15 protein-coding genes and 2 pseudogenes are annotated in these 17,548 nt (G+C 70.7%); 11 read left to right on the top strand and 6 right to left on the bottom strand.

Going from position 1 to position 17,548, the window contains the following annotated elements; all coding sequences use genetic code 11:
• Window positions 1–175 precede the first annotated feature (175 nt).
• Window positions 176–1,420 carry an NAD(P)/FAD-dependent oxidoreductase gene (locus SSP24_RS37500; protein ID WP_141314893.1) on the bottom strand — a complete coding sequence of 415 codons (1,245 nt, stop codon included), beginning with the start codon at window positions 1,418–1,420 and terminating at the stop codon, window positions 176–178.
• A gap of 264 nt (window positions 1,421–1,684) precedes the next feature.
• Between SSP24_RS37500 and SSP24_RS45605 the strand changes: the two are divergent.
• A pseudogene (locus SSP24_RS45605) lies at window positions 1,685–1,780 on the top strand (ferredoxin); the annotation flags it as partial.
• A 587-nt stretch (window positions 1,781–2,367) separates the two neighbouring features.
• Here the strand turns inward: SSP24_RS45605 and SSP24_RS44570 are convergent.
• A complete protein-coding gene (locus tag SSP24_RS44570; RefSeq protein ID WP_141314889.1) occupies window positions 2,368–2,865 on the bottom strand; it encodes an Ohr family peroxiredoxin in 498 nt (165 codons plus the stop codon).
• 944 nt (window positions 2,866–3,809) lie between these two features.
• Here SSP24_RS44570 and SSP24_RS44565 point away from each other — a divergent pair.
• From SSP24_RS44565 to aroA, 7 genes are all read left to right on the top strand, one after another.
• On the top strand, window positions 3,810–4,379 hold the full coding sequence (locus SSP24_RS44565; RefSeq protein ID WP_229866341.1) for a patatin-like phospholipase family protein: 570 nt from the start codon (window positions 3,810–3,812) through the stop codon (window positions 4,377–4,379).
• The gene (locus SSP24_RS44560; RefSeq protein ID WP_229866342.1) at window positions 4,376–4,792 is read left to right on the top strand and encodes a hypothetical protein; all 417 of its coding nucleotides are present in this window, start codon (window positions 4,376–4,378) and stop codon (window positions 4,790–4,792) included. The genes SSP24_RS44565 and SSP24_RS44560 overlap by 4 nt, the downstream gene beginning before the upstream one ends.
• Complete coding sequence (locus SSP24_RS44555; RefSeq protein ID WP_229866343.1) at window positions 4,789–4,998, top strand: hypothetical protein; 210 nt, start codon at window positions 4,789–4,791, stop codon at window positions 4,996–4,998. Before SSP24_RS44560 ends, SSP24_RS44555 begins: the two co-directional genes overlap by 4 nt.
• 32 nt (window positions 4,999–5,030) lie before the next feature.
• Entirely contained in the window at window positions 5,031–6,011 is a 981-nt protein-coding gene (locus SSP24_RS37470) for a macrolide family glycosyltransferase (protein WP_229866344.1), read from the top strand.
• A gap of 3 nt (window positions 6,012–6,014) precedes the next feature.
• Window positions 6,015–6,518 (top strand): hypothetical protein, encoded by a 504-nt coding sequence (locus SSP24_RS37465; RefSeq protein ID WP_141314887.1) that lies wholly within the window; start codon window positions 6,015–6,017, stop codon window positions 6,516–6,518.
• Complete coding sequence (locus SSP24_RS37460; protein ID WP_229866345.1) at window positions 6,515–7,423, top strand: hypothetical protein; 909 nt, start codon at window positions 6,515–6,517, stop codon at window positions 7,421–7,423. The genes SSP24_RS37465 and SSP24_RS37460 overlap by 4 nt, the downstream gene beginning before the upstream one ends.
• 179 nt (window positions 7,424–7,602) lie before the next feature.
• Window positions 7,603–8,850, top strand: a complete 1,248-nt coding sequence (gene aroA / locus SSP24_RS37455; RefSeq protein ID WP_141314885.1) for a 3-phosphoshikimate 1-carboxyvinyltransferase — start codon at window positions 7,603–7,605, stop codon at window positions 8,848–8,850.
• Here the strand turns inward: aroA and SSP24_RS37450 are convergent.
• The 3 genes from SSP24_RS37450 to SSP24_RS37440 form a co-directional block, all read right to left on the bottom strand.
• Complete coding sequence (locus SSP24_RS37450) at window positions 8,834–9,634, bottom strand: sugar phosphate isomerase/epimerase family protein (protein ID WP_141314883.1); 801 nt, start codon at window positions 9,632–9,634, stop codon at window positions 8,834–8,836. The two genes, aroA and SSP24_RS37450, sit on opposite strands and share 17 nt — an antisense overlap.
• A 32-nt stretch (window positions 9,635–9,666) precedes the next feature.
• Complete coding sequence (locus tag SSP24_RS37445; protein ID WP_141314881.1) at window positions 9,667–10,599, bottom strand: bifunctional helix-turn-helix transcriptional regulator/GNAT family N-acetyltransferase; 933 nt, start codon at window positions 10,597–10,599, stop codon at window positions 9,667–9,669.
• 177 nt (window positions 10,600–10,776) lie between these two features.
• Complete coding sequence (locus SSP24_RS37440) at window positions 10,777–13,557, bottom strand: alpha/beta hydrolase family protein (RefSeq protein WP_141314879.1); 2,781 nt, start codon at window positions 13,555–13,557, stop codon at window positions 10,777–10,779.
• 193 nt (window positions 13,558–13,750) lie between these two features.
• Between SSP24_RS37440 and SSP24_RS37435 the strand changes: the two are divergent.
• Window positions 13,751–13,927, top strand: a pseudogene (locus SSP24_RS37435) (tautomerase family protein); the annotation flags it as partial.
• A gap of 21 nt (window positions 13,928–13,948) precedes the next feature.
• Here the strand turns inward: SSP24_RS37435 and SSP24_RS37430 are convergent.
• Window positions 13,949–14,998, bottom strand: a complete 1,050-nt coding sequence (locus tag SSP24_RS37430) for a LacI family DNA-binding transcriptional regulator (RefSeq protein WP_141314875.1) — start codon at window positions 14,996–14,998, stop codon at window positions 13,949–13,951.
• Between the two features lie 246 nt (window positions 14,999–15,244).
• Between SSP24_RS37430 and SSP24_RS37425 the strand changes: the two genes are divergently transcribed.
• Window positions 15,245–16,396, top strand: a complete 1,152-nt coding sequence (locus tag SSP24_RS37425) for a Gfo/Idh/MocA family protein (RefSeq protein ID WP_141314873.1) — start codon at window positions 15,245–15,247, stop codon at window positions 16,394–16,396.
• The gene (locus SSP24_RS37420; protein ID WP_141314871.1) at window positions 16,393–17,544 is read left to right on the top strand and encodes a dihydrodipicolinate synthase family protein; all 1,152 of its coding nucleotides are present in this window, start codon (window positions 16,393–16,395) and stop codon (window positions 17,542–17,544) included. The genes SSP24_RS37425 and SSP24_RS37420 overlap by 4 nt, the downstream gene beginning before the upstream one ends.
• Window positions 17,545–17,548: the final 4 nt, after the last annotated feature.

The raw sequence follows: 17,548 nt of genomic DNA, 5'->3' as shown, positions 1-17,548 counted from the left end.
CTCCACCGGTGCCGATCACCAGCACCGAAGCGGAAAGACGTTGTTCGCTGATAGACACGATTGCTCCGATCGCGTTGGTGGGTCACTGGTTACGACCAGACGATCGAGACATCTGTGACAGGGCGGTCGGGGACGGCCTGCGTTCCCGTCGTCCCTCACCCCCGGACGCGCAGCGTCAGGGGGTGAGGCTGTCCAGGGGGACGCTGGGGTCGGAGAGGACGGCGTCATCGATGTCGGCCCTGGAAAGGACCAGCGAACGGATCGAATCGATGACGTCCCACACATTGACGTTCATACCCGCGAGTACGCGGTTCCCCGACATCCAGAAGGCGATGAACTGCCGCTTTGCGACATCCCCACGAAAGATGACGCGGTCATAGCCGCCCGGCTCGGTGTACCCCGTGTACTCCATGCCGAGGTCGTACTGGTCCGTGTAGAAGTACGGCAGCCTGTCGTAGACGGCGTCCTCGCCGAGCATGCTCAGCGCGGCCGTGCCTGGCTGGTGCAGTGCGTTGGCCCAGTGCTCGACCCGGACGTGTTTGCCGAGCAGCGGATGGAAGGCGTTGGCGACATCGCCTGCGGCGTAGATGTCGGCCCCTGACGTCCGGAGGTGCTCGTCGGTGACGACCCCGTTCCGTACCTCCAGGCCCGCCTCCTGCGCGAGTCGGACGTTGGGCGTGATGCCGATGCCCACGACCACGGCGTCCGCTGGCAGGTGGCTGCCATCGGCCAGCTGCACCCCGTCGACGCGCCCGCCGGTCCCGGTGATGCGCTCGACCTCCACACGCGGGCGCAGGTTCACGCCGTGATCCTCGTGGAGGCCGGCGAACACCTCGGCCGACTCCCGCCCAAGCACCTTGAGCAGCGGCAACTCCGAGTGCCCGAGCACGGTCACTTCCGCCCCGGCGATCCGGGCGGCCGCGGCGGTCTCGAGGCCGATCCATCCGTCGCCGATCACGACGATCCTCGCTCCACGGGTGAAGGCGTCCTTGAGCCGTTCACTGTCACCCACCCGCCGCAGATACAGAACGTTGTCGAGATCCGCGCCGGGAACGGTCAGGCGGCGCGGAAACGAACCGGTCGCCAGGAGCAGCTTGGCGTACGGCACGCGACGCCCGTCGTCCAGCTCCACCTCCTTGGAGCGTGCATCGAGAGCCTTCGCGCTTGTACCCAGGATCAGATCGACTCCGTGCTCCGCGTACCACTCTTCGGGGTGCACGAAGATCGAGTCACGCTCCTCCTTGCCCAGCAGGTAGCCCTTGGACAGCGGCGGCCGGATGTAGGGCCGCTCCTGCTCGTCGCTGATGATGAGGAGCGGGCCCCCGTGGCCGTGCTCCCGTAGCTTCTCGGCCGCCTTGCCCGCGGCCAGCCCGCCTCCGACGATCACAAAAGTATTCACAGGGGACACGATGTTCCTCATCTCAGATGTCGCATGCTGCCCGCCATGTTATGAGCGTCACCCATCAGACCGCGTGACTGCGCACCCTGTGACAAACTGCCGTTCAGCCAATGGGACGCTTGCGAAAGTGAGGGCGGCGGACCGGACGCCCGGACCAGACATACGGGTAATGCCACTGTCACAACATGAGAGGGATTCTCGGTGTTACAGCCAGCCGGACGGGCTGACGTGGCCGGCTCATCCGTGCCCGTCTCCACTGACGACGAAGCGACGAAGGAAGAGAAGATGACGTACGTCATTGCGCAGCCCTACGTCGACATCAAGGACGGGGCCTGTGTGACGGAGTGCCCGGTGGACTGCATGTACGAGGACGAGCGAAATTCGCATCGACCCTGCCGAGCGCGTCGACCGCTACGCGGGCGAGCTGCCGGTCACCGATGGAGACCACCGTCTCATCGCATGGCTGCCTCCGCGGAGTTCGCCGAAGAATATCAGCTCGGCAGCATGTCGCCCTGCGGCCGACGGAACGGTGACAGAACCGTTGGTAGGGTGGCCACCGAAACGTCTCCGGTGAGAAGACGATGCACCGGACAGCGGTCGGCCACTGCCAGCAGCCTCTGTCTGCACGACCCGAGCGCGGTCAGGAGCAGTTCACCGGGTGTGCGTCCCGTATCCGTGCTGATGCGCTCGGGCCTGTCTGCTGTCAGGGTGTGAGGCCCGATGACGATGGATCGGGCGAGACGCCGGCCCTCGCGAACTGACACGGTGCGTGCGGACATCTGTCTGCCTCTCTGCGGTAGGGGAATGCACTGCCCGTGGCCGGTGGTCACCTGATGGACGTGCCGGCTCTGCCGGATGCAGTGCCTTGCTCGTGACCAGTAAGACCGAGGAAGTCGTACCGGTGTGACATCTTGCGCCACACCGGCGTACCGGTGCGCTGCGTCAACGAGTGGGGCGAGACGCCTTGGCTAGAGAGCCAATGTGATGGTTGTCGGCGTTCCCTGCCATGCCATCTTCGCGTAGGGGCACAGTGACTCGGCCTTCTCCAGAAGGGGAGCGGCGATCTCCGGGTCGGAGCCAGGCCAATGGACCACCATGTCGATCTGCAGGAGGTAACCTCCGTCCCCCGGATCCCGTCCGAATGCCACGGTCGCCTCCACGGAGATGGTGGCAGGATCGAGTGCTGCTTCTCGCGCGACCAGGCTCAGGGCTCCGTGGTAGCAAGCTGCGAATCCGGCGGCAAACAACTGCTCAGGGTTGGTTCCCCGGCCGTCCCCACCGAGCTCGGCGGGCGTGCGCAGGTCGAGGTCCAGGACCCCGTCGGCAGACCGTGCTCTCCCTGAGGCCCGTCCGTGCCCGGCCATGCCGCCGGTGACGGTCACAGTCGTGGTGTAGATGGAAGAGAAGGACGGCCCGTCGAAGTCGTTGTGGGTCGACAGATCGGGCACCCGGACCCGTTCGCTCACAGTGTGACTCCGGCGTCGTCGCAATTCGGGCCCGGCACGTACGGAGCGGGCAGGGCGGTGGATGCGGCGCTGTTTGCCCGCACCGGTGTGCTGCGTCGGCCGATAGGGCGATGCATCCATCCGCGAGCAAGGCTCACGGTGCAGCTCATGACAACCTTCACGTCAGTCATGTCGTCTGTTCCCTTCATGTCGTGGAAGAACCCGGGTCCCGCTCTACCCGTTGACCGACACATCACCCCCCTTGTGACACATACGGGCCGCGATCATGGGCTGTCACACGCTTGCGAACAGCTCGGTCATGACGGTTGGTCAGTTGCTGATGTGGCATTCCGAAGAGGAGGAGTGCTCCGTGCCGTATCGCCGAACGCCGCTCCTATGACGTCGTGACCCCGGAGAACGCGGTCGTTCTGCTCATCAACCACCGGATCAGGTTGATGCAACTGATCACCGACATGCCCCCCGGGACTGCGAAGAACAACGTGCTCTGGCTCGCCCGGGTCGCCAATCGGGTTCGAGGACGTCACGGTGGGTTACGCCCGTACGGGCCGGGCACCGCTAGGCGAGACGGTCACGTTCGTCGACATGGTGGATGCTGCACGCCGAGCCTGCTCCCCAGAGGGGACGGCAGCGACCTGCGGCGCCTCAAAGCTTCACGGTCCAGGGACCAGAACCATGGATCTCGCGCGGCGCCCTGCACCTCGCGGCCGGTGGATGCGGCGCGTTGTCGGACGTCTCAGCAACGGCTTCACCGGACGAGTTCAGCGGTGGGCATCACAGATCGGGTTGCCGCCCGGGGCTGGCTGAGAAACCGATCCGATTCCGTGCCGTGGTGAGAAAGGTGGATCATGATGATTGTTTGTGGCCGGATACCGGCCTCATGGGCTCGCTTGGGCTTCGGTGGGGGCGACTCGACGAGTGGTCGTGGCCACGAGAGCCGTCGAACCATGACGGACGCCAGCATGACGGACGACAAGGGGACGCGTTCCCTGTCATCGCACCGGTCGCCCGAGGATCCTGAGTCGGCGGGCGTGCGTGCCCTTCCCCGTCCCGTTGCGGTGGCGGTGGGCGCCGGTGGCGTGCTCGGAGCGGCGCATGTCGGTGTCGGGTACGCGCTGGAGGAGCGTAGGTTCGTCCCCGACATGATTATCGGGACCTCGGTGGGCGCCCTCGTCGGGGCCATCGCGGCCGCCCACCCAGACGGGTCCGCGCCGGGGCTGGACCGCGTGTGGACCCAGTTGCGTCGCCGTGAGGTGTATCCGCCCGGTTACCTTCCCTCACGGGCCAGCATCGTCACCGATCGCGGCCTGCGCCGACTGATCGCCCGGTCCGGGCTGCCGTCCCGGATCGAGGAGCTGGCCGTACCGTTCGCCGCGGTGGCCATGGGCCTGGGCACCGGCGCTCCCGTGTTGCTCGACCGCGGAGACCTCGAGTCCGCACTGCTGGCCAGTGCGGCCGTTCCCGGGATTCTGCCCCCGGTGGATCGCGAGGGCAGGACGCTCGTCGACGGTAGGTGATCTCCTACGTCCGCGTACTGGCGGCCCTGCAGGCGGGGGCGGCCAGCGTCGTGGTGCTGTCGATCGGACCGGAGAGCTCGCCGCCCAGCCCGGCCGTCCCGCGCCGACGGGCTGGCGCGATCGCCGCCAGGGCCGGGCTGCTGCTGATGCACCATCAGATCGAGCGTGATCTGCACGAGGTATCCCGGCACATCCCGACCGTCGTGCTGCCGACCGGCATCGAGGCCTGGCCCGCCCCGTGGGACTTCGGCCATGCCCAGCGGCTGATCAGCACCGCTTCCCGCACGGCGGGACGCTTCCTCGACGGGCTGCGCATCAGCGGGCCGGGCCTGTATCGGGTCGACGATCCTCTGGCGGCGTACGCCAGCCGGGGCGAGGCATCGACTTCCTCCGTACCGGGGGTCGCCCTGTGAGTACCGTCGCGTTCCTCAACATCGCCATGCACGGGCGCGTCAACCCGACGCTGCCGGTGGTGGCCGAGCTTGTCCGGCGCGGCCACACGGTCACCTACCACACCTCGCTCGCGTTCCGTGAGGAGATTGAGGCTGCCGGCGCGACGGCGTGCCTGTACCCCGGGGCGATCAGCCGCTCCCGGATCCGCCGACGCCGGTCACGCTGATCGAGGGTGTGGCGAGCACGACTGTCCGCCTGGTGCCCGCGGTGCTGGCAGACCTGCGCTGCATACGGCCCGACCTGATCGTTCACGTCAACGCCTGTCTGTGGGGCGCGGTCGCCGCCCGCGAACTCGAGGTGCCGGCGGCGTCGTCGTTCACCACGTTCGCATTCAACCGGCACGTCCCCAGCCCAACCCGCGGCTCGTGGGACCTGCTCGCCGCGGCGATGGCCCGACCGCGCAACCTCCAGGGCTACCTGCGGTCGCGCTGGGGGCTGCGCCGACGCTTCGACACCGGCGGACTGCCCTGGCTCGACCTCGGGAACATCCGCCAACCGCTCAATCTGGTATATACACGGCGGGCGTTCCAGCCCGCCGTCGAGGATTTCGACCGGTCCTACCGGTTCGTCGGCCCTAGCATCGGCGCGCGCCCGGTCGACCCGTCGTTCCCGGCCGATCGGCTGCGGGACCCCGTGCTGTACGCGTCGCTGGGCACGGTGTTCAACGCCGACCCGCAGCTGCTGCGCAGTTTCGCCACTGCGCTCGCCCCGCTGGGTGGCACGGTGATCGTCTCCACCGGGCAGACCGATCCCGCCGCGTTGGGGCGGTTGCCGGCCAATGTGCTCGCCCGCCGATTCGTCCCGCAACCGGAGGTGCTGGGCCGCACGGTGCTATTCGTCACCCATGGCGGGATGAACAGCGTCAACGAGGCCATGTACGCCGGGGTTCCGATGCTGGTGGTCCCACAGGGCGCCGACCAGCCGATGGTGGCCCGTCGCGTCGTGGAGCTCGGCGCCGGCCTGTCGATCCGTACCCGGGACGTCGCCGAGGGCTTCGTGCGTGTCCTCGCCGGGCGCCTGCTCGACGACCCACGGTACCGGGCTGCCACGGCCTCCCTGCAGGTCGCCCAACACGAGGCCGGCGGATACCGGCGCGCCGCCGACGAACTCGAGCGGTACCTGCGTGCGGCCGGCTCGCATGGTCAGCCGGCTCACGTCGATCCGTCACAGCGAGGCTGAGCGATGTCACTCGTCGCTGTGCTACTGCTGCTCGCCGGGGTGTCGGAGGCCGCCGGCCGGATCCTGCCTCTGGTGGTCCGCCGCCCTGGCATGCCGAGGACCCTGGTGGCCGTGCTGCTGCTGGCCGGGGGCCTCGTCGAGGGTGCCGTGTTCGCGCTGTGGCCGCTGACCGCGTGGACCCTGTCCGAGCTCGTGCTGTCCCCTCCACCACCGGGCGACGGCTTGGTGTGGACCCCAGACCTGGTCGCCCCGCTCGTGCTCGCCGCCGTCCTCGCGTTCCCCTGGCTCGGCCCCCTCCTCCACCTGGTGCTCTTTGCAGGGGTCGGGGCCGGTCTGGCCGGCCCGCTCGCCACGGCGACCGGGCTGGGCTGGTGGAGCTCCGCCGGTTGCGTGGCTGTCGCCGGCACCGGGCTCGGTGTCGCGGTAGAGGCCGTTCGGCGTCTGGTCGTGCGGATCAGCGCGGCCGAGGTGCGGAAGACGCGAGAGGCGCGGGAGCCGATCGCATGAACGGTTTCCTGCTCTGGGTCTTCACGATCGGACCGGCTCTGCTCGCCGAAGCTCTACTGGCCCGCTACGAGGTGCTGGCCTACGGCGCCGGCTGGCGGGCCCCCGCCACCGAGCTCCCGAAGGGCGTGCCCTACGCCCGGGGCGCGGCCCCCGACAGTCCCCCGGCTGCCTACCTGGTCTACCTCGACGGCATCGGCAAGCGCCGGGTCCGCGACAGCCGGGACGGCGGCCAGCTGGTCAAGGCCTTGCTCGCCGGAGCGCCGGAGCTGCGGGTGCTGGGTCAGGTGCAGCCCTACTCGCCACTGGCCGACCCGCTTGCCGAGCGGCCGGTGTGGGCGTGGCTGCGCCGCCGCGTCGGGCTGCTGCTGTTCCTGCACAATGTCATGCAGATCTTCGTCGCCGCCGACCACCGGTACCGCCGCCTGTACAACCGGGCCGTCGGTCGCCAGATCGCCACGCAGCTCCGGCTCGCTGGCTATGAGCCCGACAGCGGTGTCCCCGTGGTGCTGCTCAGCTACAGCGGCGGTGCCCAGGTCGCCGGCGGCGCGGTCGGTGAACTGCACGCACAGCTGCGCTCCCCGCTCTTGCTGATCACGCTCGGTGGGTTCCACAACGGCGCCAACGACTTCACCCGTGCCGAGCACCACATGCTAATTCGATGGATCGAGCGACCCTGGCAGGAAGTTGAAATACTGAATCGCCCTGTCGTCGGATTTCGCGGGCCCGGCGTTTCCGCGAGCGAAGTGGAGGTGGCATTCGAAGGCCCTGTGCCGGAAGACGCCGTCGCATGGTTTGGCTGGTCGAATGGCGTGGAGTACCACCCGGGCCGGATCCAGGACGATGCTGCCCTTGTACTCGGAGAGTTCTTTGTCCCGCTGCTGCTCCCAGCGTTGCCCATGTCATGATTCGGCCTCGACCCAGCGATAGTCGTCCGCCTCCAGAATCCCCTGGTCTGGGCCCACTGCGTGATGCTCGGTCGGCGGGATACGCAGAGCCTTCACCCCGGTTACACCCAGGCGACCTTTGGCCGTCCATCCCCTGGACGACCCGGCATGCCGCATGGACGTCGGCCGATCATGAGGGCATGCCCGTAGTCGACATCCCCGGTTCCAAGTCGCTCACCGCCCGCGCCCTCTTCCTCGCGGCCGCCGCCGACGGCGTCACCACCCTTGTACGGCCCCTGCGCTCGGACGACACCGAGGGGTTCGCGGAGGGCCTCACCCGGCTCGGCTACCGAGTCGGCCGCACCCCCGACAGCTGGCAGGTCGACGGCCGCCCCCAGGGCCCCGCGGTCACCGAAGCCGACGTCTACTGCCGCGACGGCGCGACCACGGCCCGCTTCCTGCCCACGCTGGCCGCCACCGGCCACGGCACCTACCGTTTCGACGCCTCCGCCCAGATGCGCCGCCGGCCCCTCCTCCCGCTCACCCGCGCCCTGCGCGACCTCGGCGTCGACGTGCGCCACGAGCAGGCCGAGGGCCACCATCCGCTGACGGTCCGGGCAGCGGGGGTGGAGGGCGGTGAGGTGACCCTGGACGCGGGCCAGTCCTCGCAGTACCTCACCGCGCTGCTGCTGCTCGGCCCGCTGACCCGGCGCGGGCTGCGGATCCGGGTCACCGACCTGGTGTCCGTCCCCTACGTCGAGATCACGATCGCGATGATGCGGGCGTTCGGCGCTGAGGTACGCCGCGAGGGCACCGTCTTCGTCGTCCCGCCCGGCGGCTACCGGGCCACGACGTACGCGATCGAACCGGACGCCTCCACCGCCAGCTACTTCTTCGCCGCCGCCGCGCTGACCGGCGGTGAGGTGACGGTCCCCGGACTGGGGAAGGGGGCTCTTCAGGGCGACCTGGCCTTCGTCGACGTACTGCGCCGGATGGGCGCGGAGGTGGACGTCGCCGCCGACCGCATCACCGTCCGGGGCACCGGCCGCCTGCACGGCCTCACCGTCGACATGCGGGACATCTCCGACACCATGCCGACCCTTGCCGCGATCGCCCCCTTCGCCTCCGGGCCGGTCCGCATCGAGGACGTGGCCAACACGCGCGTGAAGGAGTGCGACCGCCTGGAGGCGTGCGCCGAGAATCTGCGGCGGCTGGGCGTGGAGGTCTCCACCGGCCCCGACTGGATCGAGATCCAGCCGGGCCCGCCCGTGGCCACCGACATCAAGACGTACGGCGACCACCGCATCGTGATGTCCTTCGCGGTCACCGGCCTGCGGGCGCCGGGGATCTCGTACGACGACTCGGGCTGCGTACGGAAGACCTTCCCCGGCTTCCACGAGGCGTTCGGCAAGCTGCGCGGCAGCCTGCCTGTCAGGCCGAGTCGTTGAGCAGCCGCGCCAGGTGATCGCGGCCCGCGCCCAGCAGGCCGGGAAGCGGCGCCGCGGCCTCGTACCAGCGCTTCTCGTACTCCCAGCACAGCCAGCCGTCCCAGCCGTGCCGGGAGAGCAGCTCCACGGTCTCGGCGAGCGGGAGGACACCGGCGCCCAGCGGCAGCGGGGTCGTGTCGTCGGCGGAGGCGATGTCCTTGACCTGGACATAGCCGAGGTACGGGGAGAGGGCCGCGTACGTCTCCTGGGGCTGCTCGCCGCCCAGCCAGGTGTGCATCACGTCCCACAGCGCGCCGACCTGGCGGTGGCCGACCAGGCCCAGGATCCGGATCGCGTCGGCGCCGGTGCGGTGCGAGTCGTGGGTTTCGAGGAGGATGCGTACGCCCGCGTCGCCGGCGTACTCGGCGGCCGTGCCCAGGCGGCGGGCGGCGGTCGCGTCGGCCTCCTCAGGGCTCTGCTCCGCCGTACCGCCGGGGAAGACCCGGACGTACGGTGCCCCCAGGTCGCGGGCCAGGTCGAGCAGGGCGCGCAGCTCGGCGAGCACGGGCTCGTCGTCGCCCGGCGCCGCCACGCGCGCGTACCCGGCGACACCGAGCAGCTCGACGCCGGACTCCTTGAACTTGGCGGCGGCTTCCGCCCGTTCGGCGGCCCCGATGCCGGGGTGCACCGGCTCCTCGGGGTGTGCGCGCAGCTCCACGCCGTGGTAGCCGTGCTCGGTCGCGAGTCGGAGGACGTCCGGCAGGGGGAGGCCGGGGACACCGAGAGTGGAGAAGGCCAGCTTCATGCACCCAGCTTGCTGCACACGGGCCCTTCCCGTCACTCCGGTGTCCCTCGTAGGTCCAGGCGCCAGTCCTGGCCGACCAGGTCCTTGCCGAACGAGCGGTGCGGCTTCTCGGCGACCAGGACGAAACCGTGCCGCTGGTAGACGCGGCGGGCGGCGATGAGCACGTCGTTCGTCCAGAGCACCAGGTCGCGGTAGCCGACCCCGCGGGCGAAGTCGATGACCGACCGCACCAGCCGGTCGCCGATGCCGAGACCTCGCGTGTCCGGTTCGACCAGGAGCAGCCGCAGCCGAGCCGTGGCCGGCGCCTCGTCCCGTACGCACATCACACATCCCACCGGCCGCCCGTCCAGTTCGGCGATCCACACCCGCTCCAGGTGCGGATCATGGTCCTCGGCGAAGTCCGCGACGATCCGGGCGACCAGGCCCTCGTAGGCGGTGTTCCAGCCGTACTCGGCGGCGTACAGCGCGGCATTGCGCTGCACGATCCAGCCCAGGTCGCCGGGGCCGGGCTCGCGCAGCACCACGGCCTCGGGGTGCGGGGCCCGGTCGGCGCCCAGGATCGCCCGTACCGTCCGCAGCGCCTCGGCGAGCCGCCCCCGCTCCTCGGGCGGTACGGGGGCCAGCAGCGCCCCGACCGTCTCGCGCGCCCGCTCGTCGAGCAGGTCGGCGGCCTCCCGGCCGCGTGCGGTGAGGGTGATCCGGCGGCGGCGCGGATCCCGCTCCGAGGGCGCCCGCTCGATCAGCCCGTCCTGCTCGAACTTGTTCAGGATCCGGCTCAGATAGCCGGCGTCCAGGTGCAGTTCGGTACGCAGGTCGGCGGCGTCCGTACGGGGGGAGTGCGCGAGCTCGTACAGGACGCGGGACTCGGTGAGGGTGTACGGGGCGTACAGGTGGCGGCCGTAGTCGAGGGCGCCGATGAGGTTGGTGTAGAAGCGGTTGAAGGAGCGGATGTCCTGGACGGTCATGATCGGCCCCGAAGCTCTGGGATGATTGACTCAGTCAGAGGTTTCCCTGGGTCGAGCCTAGGCCGACGCCGCTCCCTCGTCCATGCCCGTCCTACTGCGCGGTCCTCGGACGCGCACAGCTCGGCAGAAATCCGGCCGGGGAGCCGTCCCGGCCGGATTCCTGGGCGCGCGGTGCCGCTACGAGGCGTCGCGTACCGTGCCGGTCAGTGTCGGGCCCTCCGGCATGCCGTCGTCGCCGGTTTGCTGCAGGACCAGCTGCTCGGCGGGCTCGGCGACCTGGTCGCGGATCGTCGGCACGGCCGCCTCCGCGCTCAGCTCACCGGCCGGGACCGGTACGTAGTAGCCGAAGTAGTCCAGCCGGGACAGCGGGGTCTCCGTGTCGGGCACCTCGCCGGTCCAGTCGCGGAGCCACTCGGGGTCGACGTCCTTGGTGGACAGCTCCGGACGCCCGTCGGTCGGCCGCGCCAGCAGCGTCGCCCCCAACTCCACGTCCGCGGGCGCGGACAGCGAAACCTTCCAGCGCAGCGGCTGCCCCTCGGTGACGTCGTCGGCGACCGGCGTCACGTCGACCTTCGGCATCGGGTCGTCCTCGACGACGGTGACGCCACCGCCGTACGAACCGATGACCGTGCCGCGCACCGCCTTCACCAGCACGTCGTGCGAGAGCCCCCAGGAGAAGCGCTTGTTGCCCTTCACCTTCACGGTCACCTTGGTGGTGCCCGGCTGTCCGGGGCGCAGGGTCACGAGGCGGTGCTCCAGCGCCTGGGTGGCCGGGTTGGTGACGTACATGCGGATCGTGCCGGTGCCCGGGCCGGTGACACGAACGGGCACCTGGTAGGTGCGCTCGCCCGAGTCGCCCTCGTCGACCGTCGTACGGCCGATGTCGACCCGGGTGAGGGCGGCCGGCCGTACGACCGGGGTGCCTGCGCGCCAGGCGTGGGCGTCCATGAGCCAGGCCTGGCCCGAACGGGAACGCGGCGTCAGTTCGAGGGCGTTGACACGGGACAGGTCGAGGCCGGCGTTGCGTGCCGCGGTGAGCGGGACGCGGCGTTCCTGCGCCCAGTAGGAGGCGGTGCGCTCGCTGCCCGGCAGGCCGTCGACGCGCACCTGACCGAGCCTGGCGCGCTTGCCGGTCGCGTCGGTGACGGTGACGTCGAGGCGGGTGCCCCTGCTGTTCGGCGGCACGAACACACGCACCGCCAGGCTCTGCGCGCCCTTGAGGGAGACGGGCTTCCCGGGCCGTACGCGGGTCACGGCACCCGGCGCGGACCACTTGAGCGCGACCGCGCGGCGACCCTGCTCGCGTTCCGGCCACCAGTGCGCGAAGTGCGGTGACACACCGGTCGTGTTCGGGTCCAGACAGGCGGTGCGCGCGTCGGGGTCGACAGCGGAGCACAGCCGCCCGCCGGTCACCTTCACCGGGCCGTCGGGCAGGAACCCGGCGCCCCGGGCCGCGCCCACCGCGTGCGTCAGGACACGGGCGGGGTCGGCGGAGGGAGCGCGGCGGCCGGTGCCGTCGATCAGCTGGCGCACCCGGTCGTCACCGGCGACGAACAGCCGTGCGGCGGCGGCGATGTAGGTCGCGCCGGCGCGGTGCTGCTGCTGGGCGGTGAGACGGGTGGCGGTGCCCGTGGAGCAGACCGGGTCGCGGCCCTCGGGGTCCTCGGTGTCCTCCCAGAAGTCGTCGCTCGCGGGCGCCTCGGCCTCGCCGGGCGTCCACTCGCTGTTGAAGAAGTTGTGGTTGGCGCCGATCATGTAGACCGCGCTGTGCAGGGCCCTGCCCCGGCTCACGCCCCGGGTGCCGTCGACGTACATCTGGCCCTGGAGGTCGGAGACGTCGCCGTCGCAGCCCGGCAGGATCGTCAGCGACGGCACGTCGGGCACCGGGTTCTGGCCGAAGACGGTGGGCCCGATGAGGACGGTGCCGCGGATCGTCCAGCGGGCCCGCCCCGGCTGCCCGTCCTGGTCGGCCGGCGGCGGGTAGAGGCTGTCCATGGCGGCGCGGGAGACGCCCTCACCACCGCGCGAGTGACCCACGAGCAGCACGCGGGACAGGTCGGCCTTGGGCGCGTTGCGTACGGCCGCGGGGGCGCCGGCCGGGGCGGCGGCCCAGTCGGCCCAGCGGGCCAGGTGGGCGCGCACCAGCGAGGAACGGCCCTGGGCGCCCGCGTCCTCGATGCCGGCGTCCTGGCCGTTGATGCCGTTGGCGGAGATGGAGACCGTGACATAGCCCTGGGAGGCCAGCAGCTTCTGGTCCCGCAGGTAGCCGCGGTGGCTGGGGATCGGCTTGGCTCCTGCGGCACAGGGCCAGTCGATGGTGACGGCCTCCTCGCCCTGGCCGGGGACGTAGCAGGTGGCGTGCCGGCCGTGCAGGAACAGGGCCACGGGGCGCTTGCCGGTGGCGCCCCTGGGGGCGACGACGACACCGCGCATCTCGATCGGCTCCCGGTAGCCGGGCAGTCGGATCGGGTCGAGCGTGTACTCGCCGGTCGTGGTGGCGAAGCGGCCCGGCTTGCCCGGGTCGACGGCTCCCGCGGGCAGCTGGGGCGGCGGCTGCACGGCACGGGACCGGGCGCCGCCCGCGACGTCCTCCCCGTCCAGCCGGCGCCCGCCGGCCAGCACCTGAAGGCCGGTCAGCTCGGCGAGCCCGGCGTTCTCAAGTGGCAGCCGGAAGGTACGGCCGTCCTCGTCCTGTTCCGGTACGCCGACCAGTCCGTCGTCCGTGTGGAACTCCACCCGCGCGTCACCCGGCGGCACTCGCCTTGGTGAGCGCCACTCCAGGGTGTTCCCCTCGTCCGTGGTGGTGATCCGCCAGCCGGGCGGCAGTTCACCGCCGTCGTTCTCCGATGCCGTGACGGCACCGGGCGGCCGGGGCGCGGCCTGGGCCAGGGCGGGCGTCACCCCCGCCAGCGTGACCGCCGCGACAGCGGCGGCCCATATTCTCCGGGCGCGTATCAAGAACCCTCTCCTCAACTCCTCGAAACCGAGACGCCGTTGCGGCGGACGCCTCTCGTGCAGGAGGAGGCTGTGGAGGTGTTGTGGGTTGCCCGTGCCCGGGGAAACGGCCGCGGCGGGGCTGATCCCGCCGAGGTCGTTCTGTAACTACTAGTATGTACAGTGGTCGTGTTCGTAGAGGGGCCCTTTATGGCGCATCACCTTGCGCGCGGGCCGGGAACCGGCCAGGAAGCGGGCCCTGTACAGCCGTATCGCCGAACTCGCCGAGAAGTACGCGGGAGTCGCACCCCGAAACGTGTTCGTCACCCTTACCGAGAACGCGGACATCGACTGGTCTCTGGGCAACGGGGAGGCGCAGTACGCGGGGGACTGACCTCAGGCCGCGCGGGCCCCGTCACTCCGCTCGCGGCACCCCGGTCGACCCCCGCACCATCAACTCCCCCCGCACCGTGGCGATCCCCCCGGGCGGCGGCTCCTCCCGCCCCATCGCGATCCGCCCCGCCCGCGCCCCCGCCTCCGCCAACGGCAGCCGTACCGTCGTCAGTGCCGGCACCGCGTCGATGCTGAACGGCAGGTCGTCGAACCCGGCGACCGAGACATCCTGCGGGATCCGCCGCCCCGACTCCCGCAGCGCGGCGCACGCCCCCAGCGCCACGGAGTCGTTCGCGGCGACCACGGCCGTGAGGGACGGATCGCGGCGCAGCAGTTCCAGCGTGGCCTCGTAGCCGGACCGGCGGTCGTAGCGGCCGTGGACCGTCCAGCGCGGGTCCTCCGGGATCCCCGCCGCCTCCAGCGCGGCCCGGTGCCCCTCCAACCGGTGCCGGGTGGTCGTACGCTCCTCCGGTCCGGCGATGTAGCCGAGCCGTCGGTGGCCGAGACCGATCAGGTGCTCCGTCAGCTGCCGTCCGCCGCCCCGGTTGTCGAAGGTCAGCGCCACCGCCTGCGTCTCCGGCGCCGGCGGCCGCCCGCACAGCACCACCCGCGTCCCGGCCTCGGTCAGCTTGCGCAGCTTCGCCGACACCGCCGCCACATGCGCGGCGTCCTCCATGGCACCACCGGTGAGTACGACCGCCGCGGCGCGCTGTCGCTGCAACAGGGTCAGGTACGTCAGCTCGCGCTCGGGGGAGCCCCCGGTGTTGCACACGACCGCCAGCCGCTCACCGCCCGCTCGGCCGCCCGGACCGCCGATCTCCCCCTGAATCGCGCTCGCCATGATCCCGAAGAAGGGGTCGGCGATGTCGTTCACCAGGATCCCGACCAGGTCGGAGGTGGCCGCGGCGAGCGCGCTCGCGGGGCCGTTGAGGACGTAGTCCAGCTCGTCGACCGCCTTGAGCACCCGCTCGCGGGTGGATGCGGCCACCGGGTAGTTCCCGTTCAGCACGCGCGACACCGTCGCGGGCGAGACCTGGGCGCGGGCCGCCACGTCCGCCAGGGTCACCGTCATCTCGTCGTCCTCCGGTAGCGCATCGCGTGTTCCTCCCCGTTACTCGCGTTGACCATAAGGCCACCGACCCTGGTTGTTCGCCCCCTCGAACAACTCAAGACGGTCACACCCTTGTCTGGACCGCGCTCAGAGGCTAGCTTCTCACCATATAGAAAGCGCTTGCTGTACTGCTTGCTGTACTGCTTGCTGTACCGATTCCTGTACCGATTACTGCTCACTTCACCAGCCACAGCGAGAGGGACCCACGTGAACCGCAAGACGGTGCGTATCGCCATGAACGGCGTGACCGGGCGCATGGGCTACCGCCAGCACCTCGTCCGCTCCATCCTGGCCCTCCGTGAACAGGGCGGCCTCGACCTCGGCGACGGCACCGTGCTGTGGCCCGAGCCCGTCCTCGTCGGCCGCCGCGAGTACGCCCTGCGGGCGCTCGCCGAACGGCACGGCCTGGAACACATCTCCACCGACGTCGACGCGGTCCTCGCCGACCCGGCCGTCGACATCTACTTCGACGCCCAGGTCACCTCCGCCCGCGAGGAGGCCATCAAGAAGGCCATCGCCGCGGGCAAGCACATCTACACCGAGAAGCCCACGGCCACGGGCCTCGAAGGCGCCCTGGAGCTGGCCCGCCTCGCCCACGAGAAGGGCATCAAGCACGGCGTCGTCCAGGACAAGCTCTTCCTGCCCGGCCTGCTGAAGCTGAAGAGGCTCATCGACGGCGGCTTCTTCGGCCGGATCCTGTCCGTGCGCGGCGAGTTCGGCTACTGGGTCTTCGAGGGCGACTGGCAGCCCGCCCAGCGCCCGTCCTGGAATTACCGCGCGGAGGACGGCGGTGGCATCGTTGTCGACATGTTCCCGCACTGGGAGTACGTGCTGCACGAGCTGTTCGGCCGGGTGAAGTCCGTCCAGGCCATCGCCACCACCCACATCCCGCAGCGCTGGGACGAGAACGGCAAGCCCTACGACGCCACCGCCGACGACGCCGCATACGGCATCTTCGAACTCGACGGCGGCGCGATCGCGCAGATCAACTCCTCCTGGGCCGTGCGCGTCAACCGGGACGAGCTGGTCGAGTTCCAGGTGGACGGCACCGAGGGCTCGGCGGTCGCGGGCCTGCGCAACTGCCGTGTCCAGCACCGCAGCGCCACTCCCAAGCCGGTCTGGAACCCCGACATCCCGGCCACCTACGCCTTCCGCGACCAGTGGCAGGAGGTGCCGGACAACACCGAGTTCGACAACGGCTTCAAGGCCCAGTGGGAGCTGTTCCTGCGGCACGTCTACGCCGACGCCCCCTACCACTGGGACCTGCTCGCCGGCGCCCGCGGCGTCCAGCTCGCCGAGCTGGGCCTGCAGTCCTCGGCCGAGGGCCGCCGTATCGACGTACCGGAGATCGCGCTGTGACCATCCGACTCCCTGACGCCCATGGGGCCCTGCGGACCTACGAGCCCCGCACCGAACCCCTCGCCGTCACCCCCGGCGCGGGCTTCTCCTGCCGTACGGTCTTCTCCGCGGCCCATGTCGTCGCCGACCCGTTCGCCGACGTCAGCCCCGACTCGCCCGCCGCGATCGACTGGGACGCCACGCTCGCCTTCCGCCGCCACCTGTGGTCGCACGGGCTCGGCGTCGCCGAGGCGATGGACACCGCCCAGCGGGGCATGGGCCTGGACTGGGCGGGCGCGGCGGAGCTGATCCGCAGGTCGGCGGCGGAGGCGAAGGCGGTCGGTGGCAGCATCGCCTGCGGAGTGGGGACGGACCAGATCACCTCGGGCACCCCCGCGGAGGTCCGCGCGGCCTACGAGGAGCAGCTCGCGCTCGTCGAGGAGTCCGGCGCGCAGGCGATCCTGATGGCGTCCCGGGCCCTCGCGGCCGCCGCCACCGGTCCCGAGGACTACCTGGAGGTCTACGGCCACCTGCTGCGCCAGGCGTCCGAGCCGGTGATCCTGCACTGGCTCGGCCCGATGTTCGACCCGGCGCTGGAGGGCTACTGGGGCTCATCGGACCTCGACGCGGCCACCGACACCTTCCTGGACGTCATCGCCGCACACCCCGACAAGGTCGACGGGGTGAAGATCTCCCTGCTGGACGCCCAGCGCGAGATCGACCTGCGCCGGCGGCTCCCGAACGGCGTCCGCTGCTACACCGGCGACGACTTCAACTACCCCGAGCTGATCGCGGGCGACGACCAGGGCTTCAGCCATGCGCTGCTCGGCATCTTCGACCCGCTGGGCCCGCTGGCGTCGGAGGCGGTACGGGTCCTGGACACGGGGGACGTGAACGGGTTCCGCGCGCTGCTCGACCCCACCGTCGAGTTGTCCCGGCACCTCTTCCAGGCCCCGACCCGCTTCTACAAGACCGGCGTGGTCTTCCTGGCCTGGCTGGCCGGCCACCAGTCGCACTTCACCATGGTCGGCGGCCTGCAGTCGGCCCGCTCCCTGCCGCACTTCGCCCGCGCCTACGAACTCGCCGACGGCCTCGGCCTGTTCCCCGACCCGAAGCTGGCCGAGGAGCGGATGAAGACCCTGCTCGCGCTGTACGGGGTGGCCCAGTGAGCAC

Origin of the sequence: Streptomyces spinoverrucosus (assembly GCF_006539505.1) — a bacterium.
Classification (GTDB): domain Bacteria; phylum Actinomycetota; class Actinomycetes; order Streptomycetales; family Streptomycetaceae; genus Streptomyces; species Streptomyces spinoverrucosus.
The sequence above is the reverse complement of the archived record's forward strand: the minus strand, read 5'-3'. Positions and strand labels throughout refer to the sequence as shown.

Excerpts from the sequence above, each read along its gene's own strand:
- SSP24_RS37430 (WP_141314875.1), bottom strand. The coding sequence starts at position 14,998 with ATGACGGTGACCCTGGCGGACGTGGCGGCCCGCGCCCAGGTCTCGCCC.
- SSP24_RS37465 (WP_141314887.1), top strand. The coding sequence starts at position 6,015 with ATGTCACTCGTCGCTGTGCTACTGCTGCTCGCCGGGGTGTCGGAGGCC.
- SSP24_RS37450 (WP_141314883.1), bottom strand. The coding sequence starts at position 9,634 with ATGAAGCTGGCCTTCTCCACTCTCGGTGTCCCCGGCCTCCCCCTGCCG.
- aroA (WP_141314885.1), top strand. The coding sequence starts at position 7,603 with ATGCCCGTAGTCGACATCCCCGGTTCCAAGTCGCTCACCGCCCGCGCC.
- SSP24_RS37500 (WP_141314893.1), bottom strand. The coding sequence starts at position 1,420 with ATGAGGAACATCGTGTCCCCTGTGAATACTTTTGTGATCGTCGGAGGC.
- SSP24_RS37445 (WP_141314881.1), bottom strand. The coding sequence starts at position 10,599 with ATGACCGTCCAGGACATCCGCTCCTTCAACCGCTTCTACACCAACCTC.
- SSP24_RS37460 (WP_229866345.1), top strand. The coding sequence starts at position 6,515 with ATGAACGGTTTCCTGCTCTGGGTCTTCACGATCGGACCGGCTCTGCTC.
- SSP24_RS44565 (WP_229866341.1), top strand. The coding sequence starts at position 3,810 with ATGACGGACGCCAGCATGACGGACGACAAGGGGACGCGTTCCCTGTCA.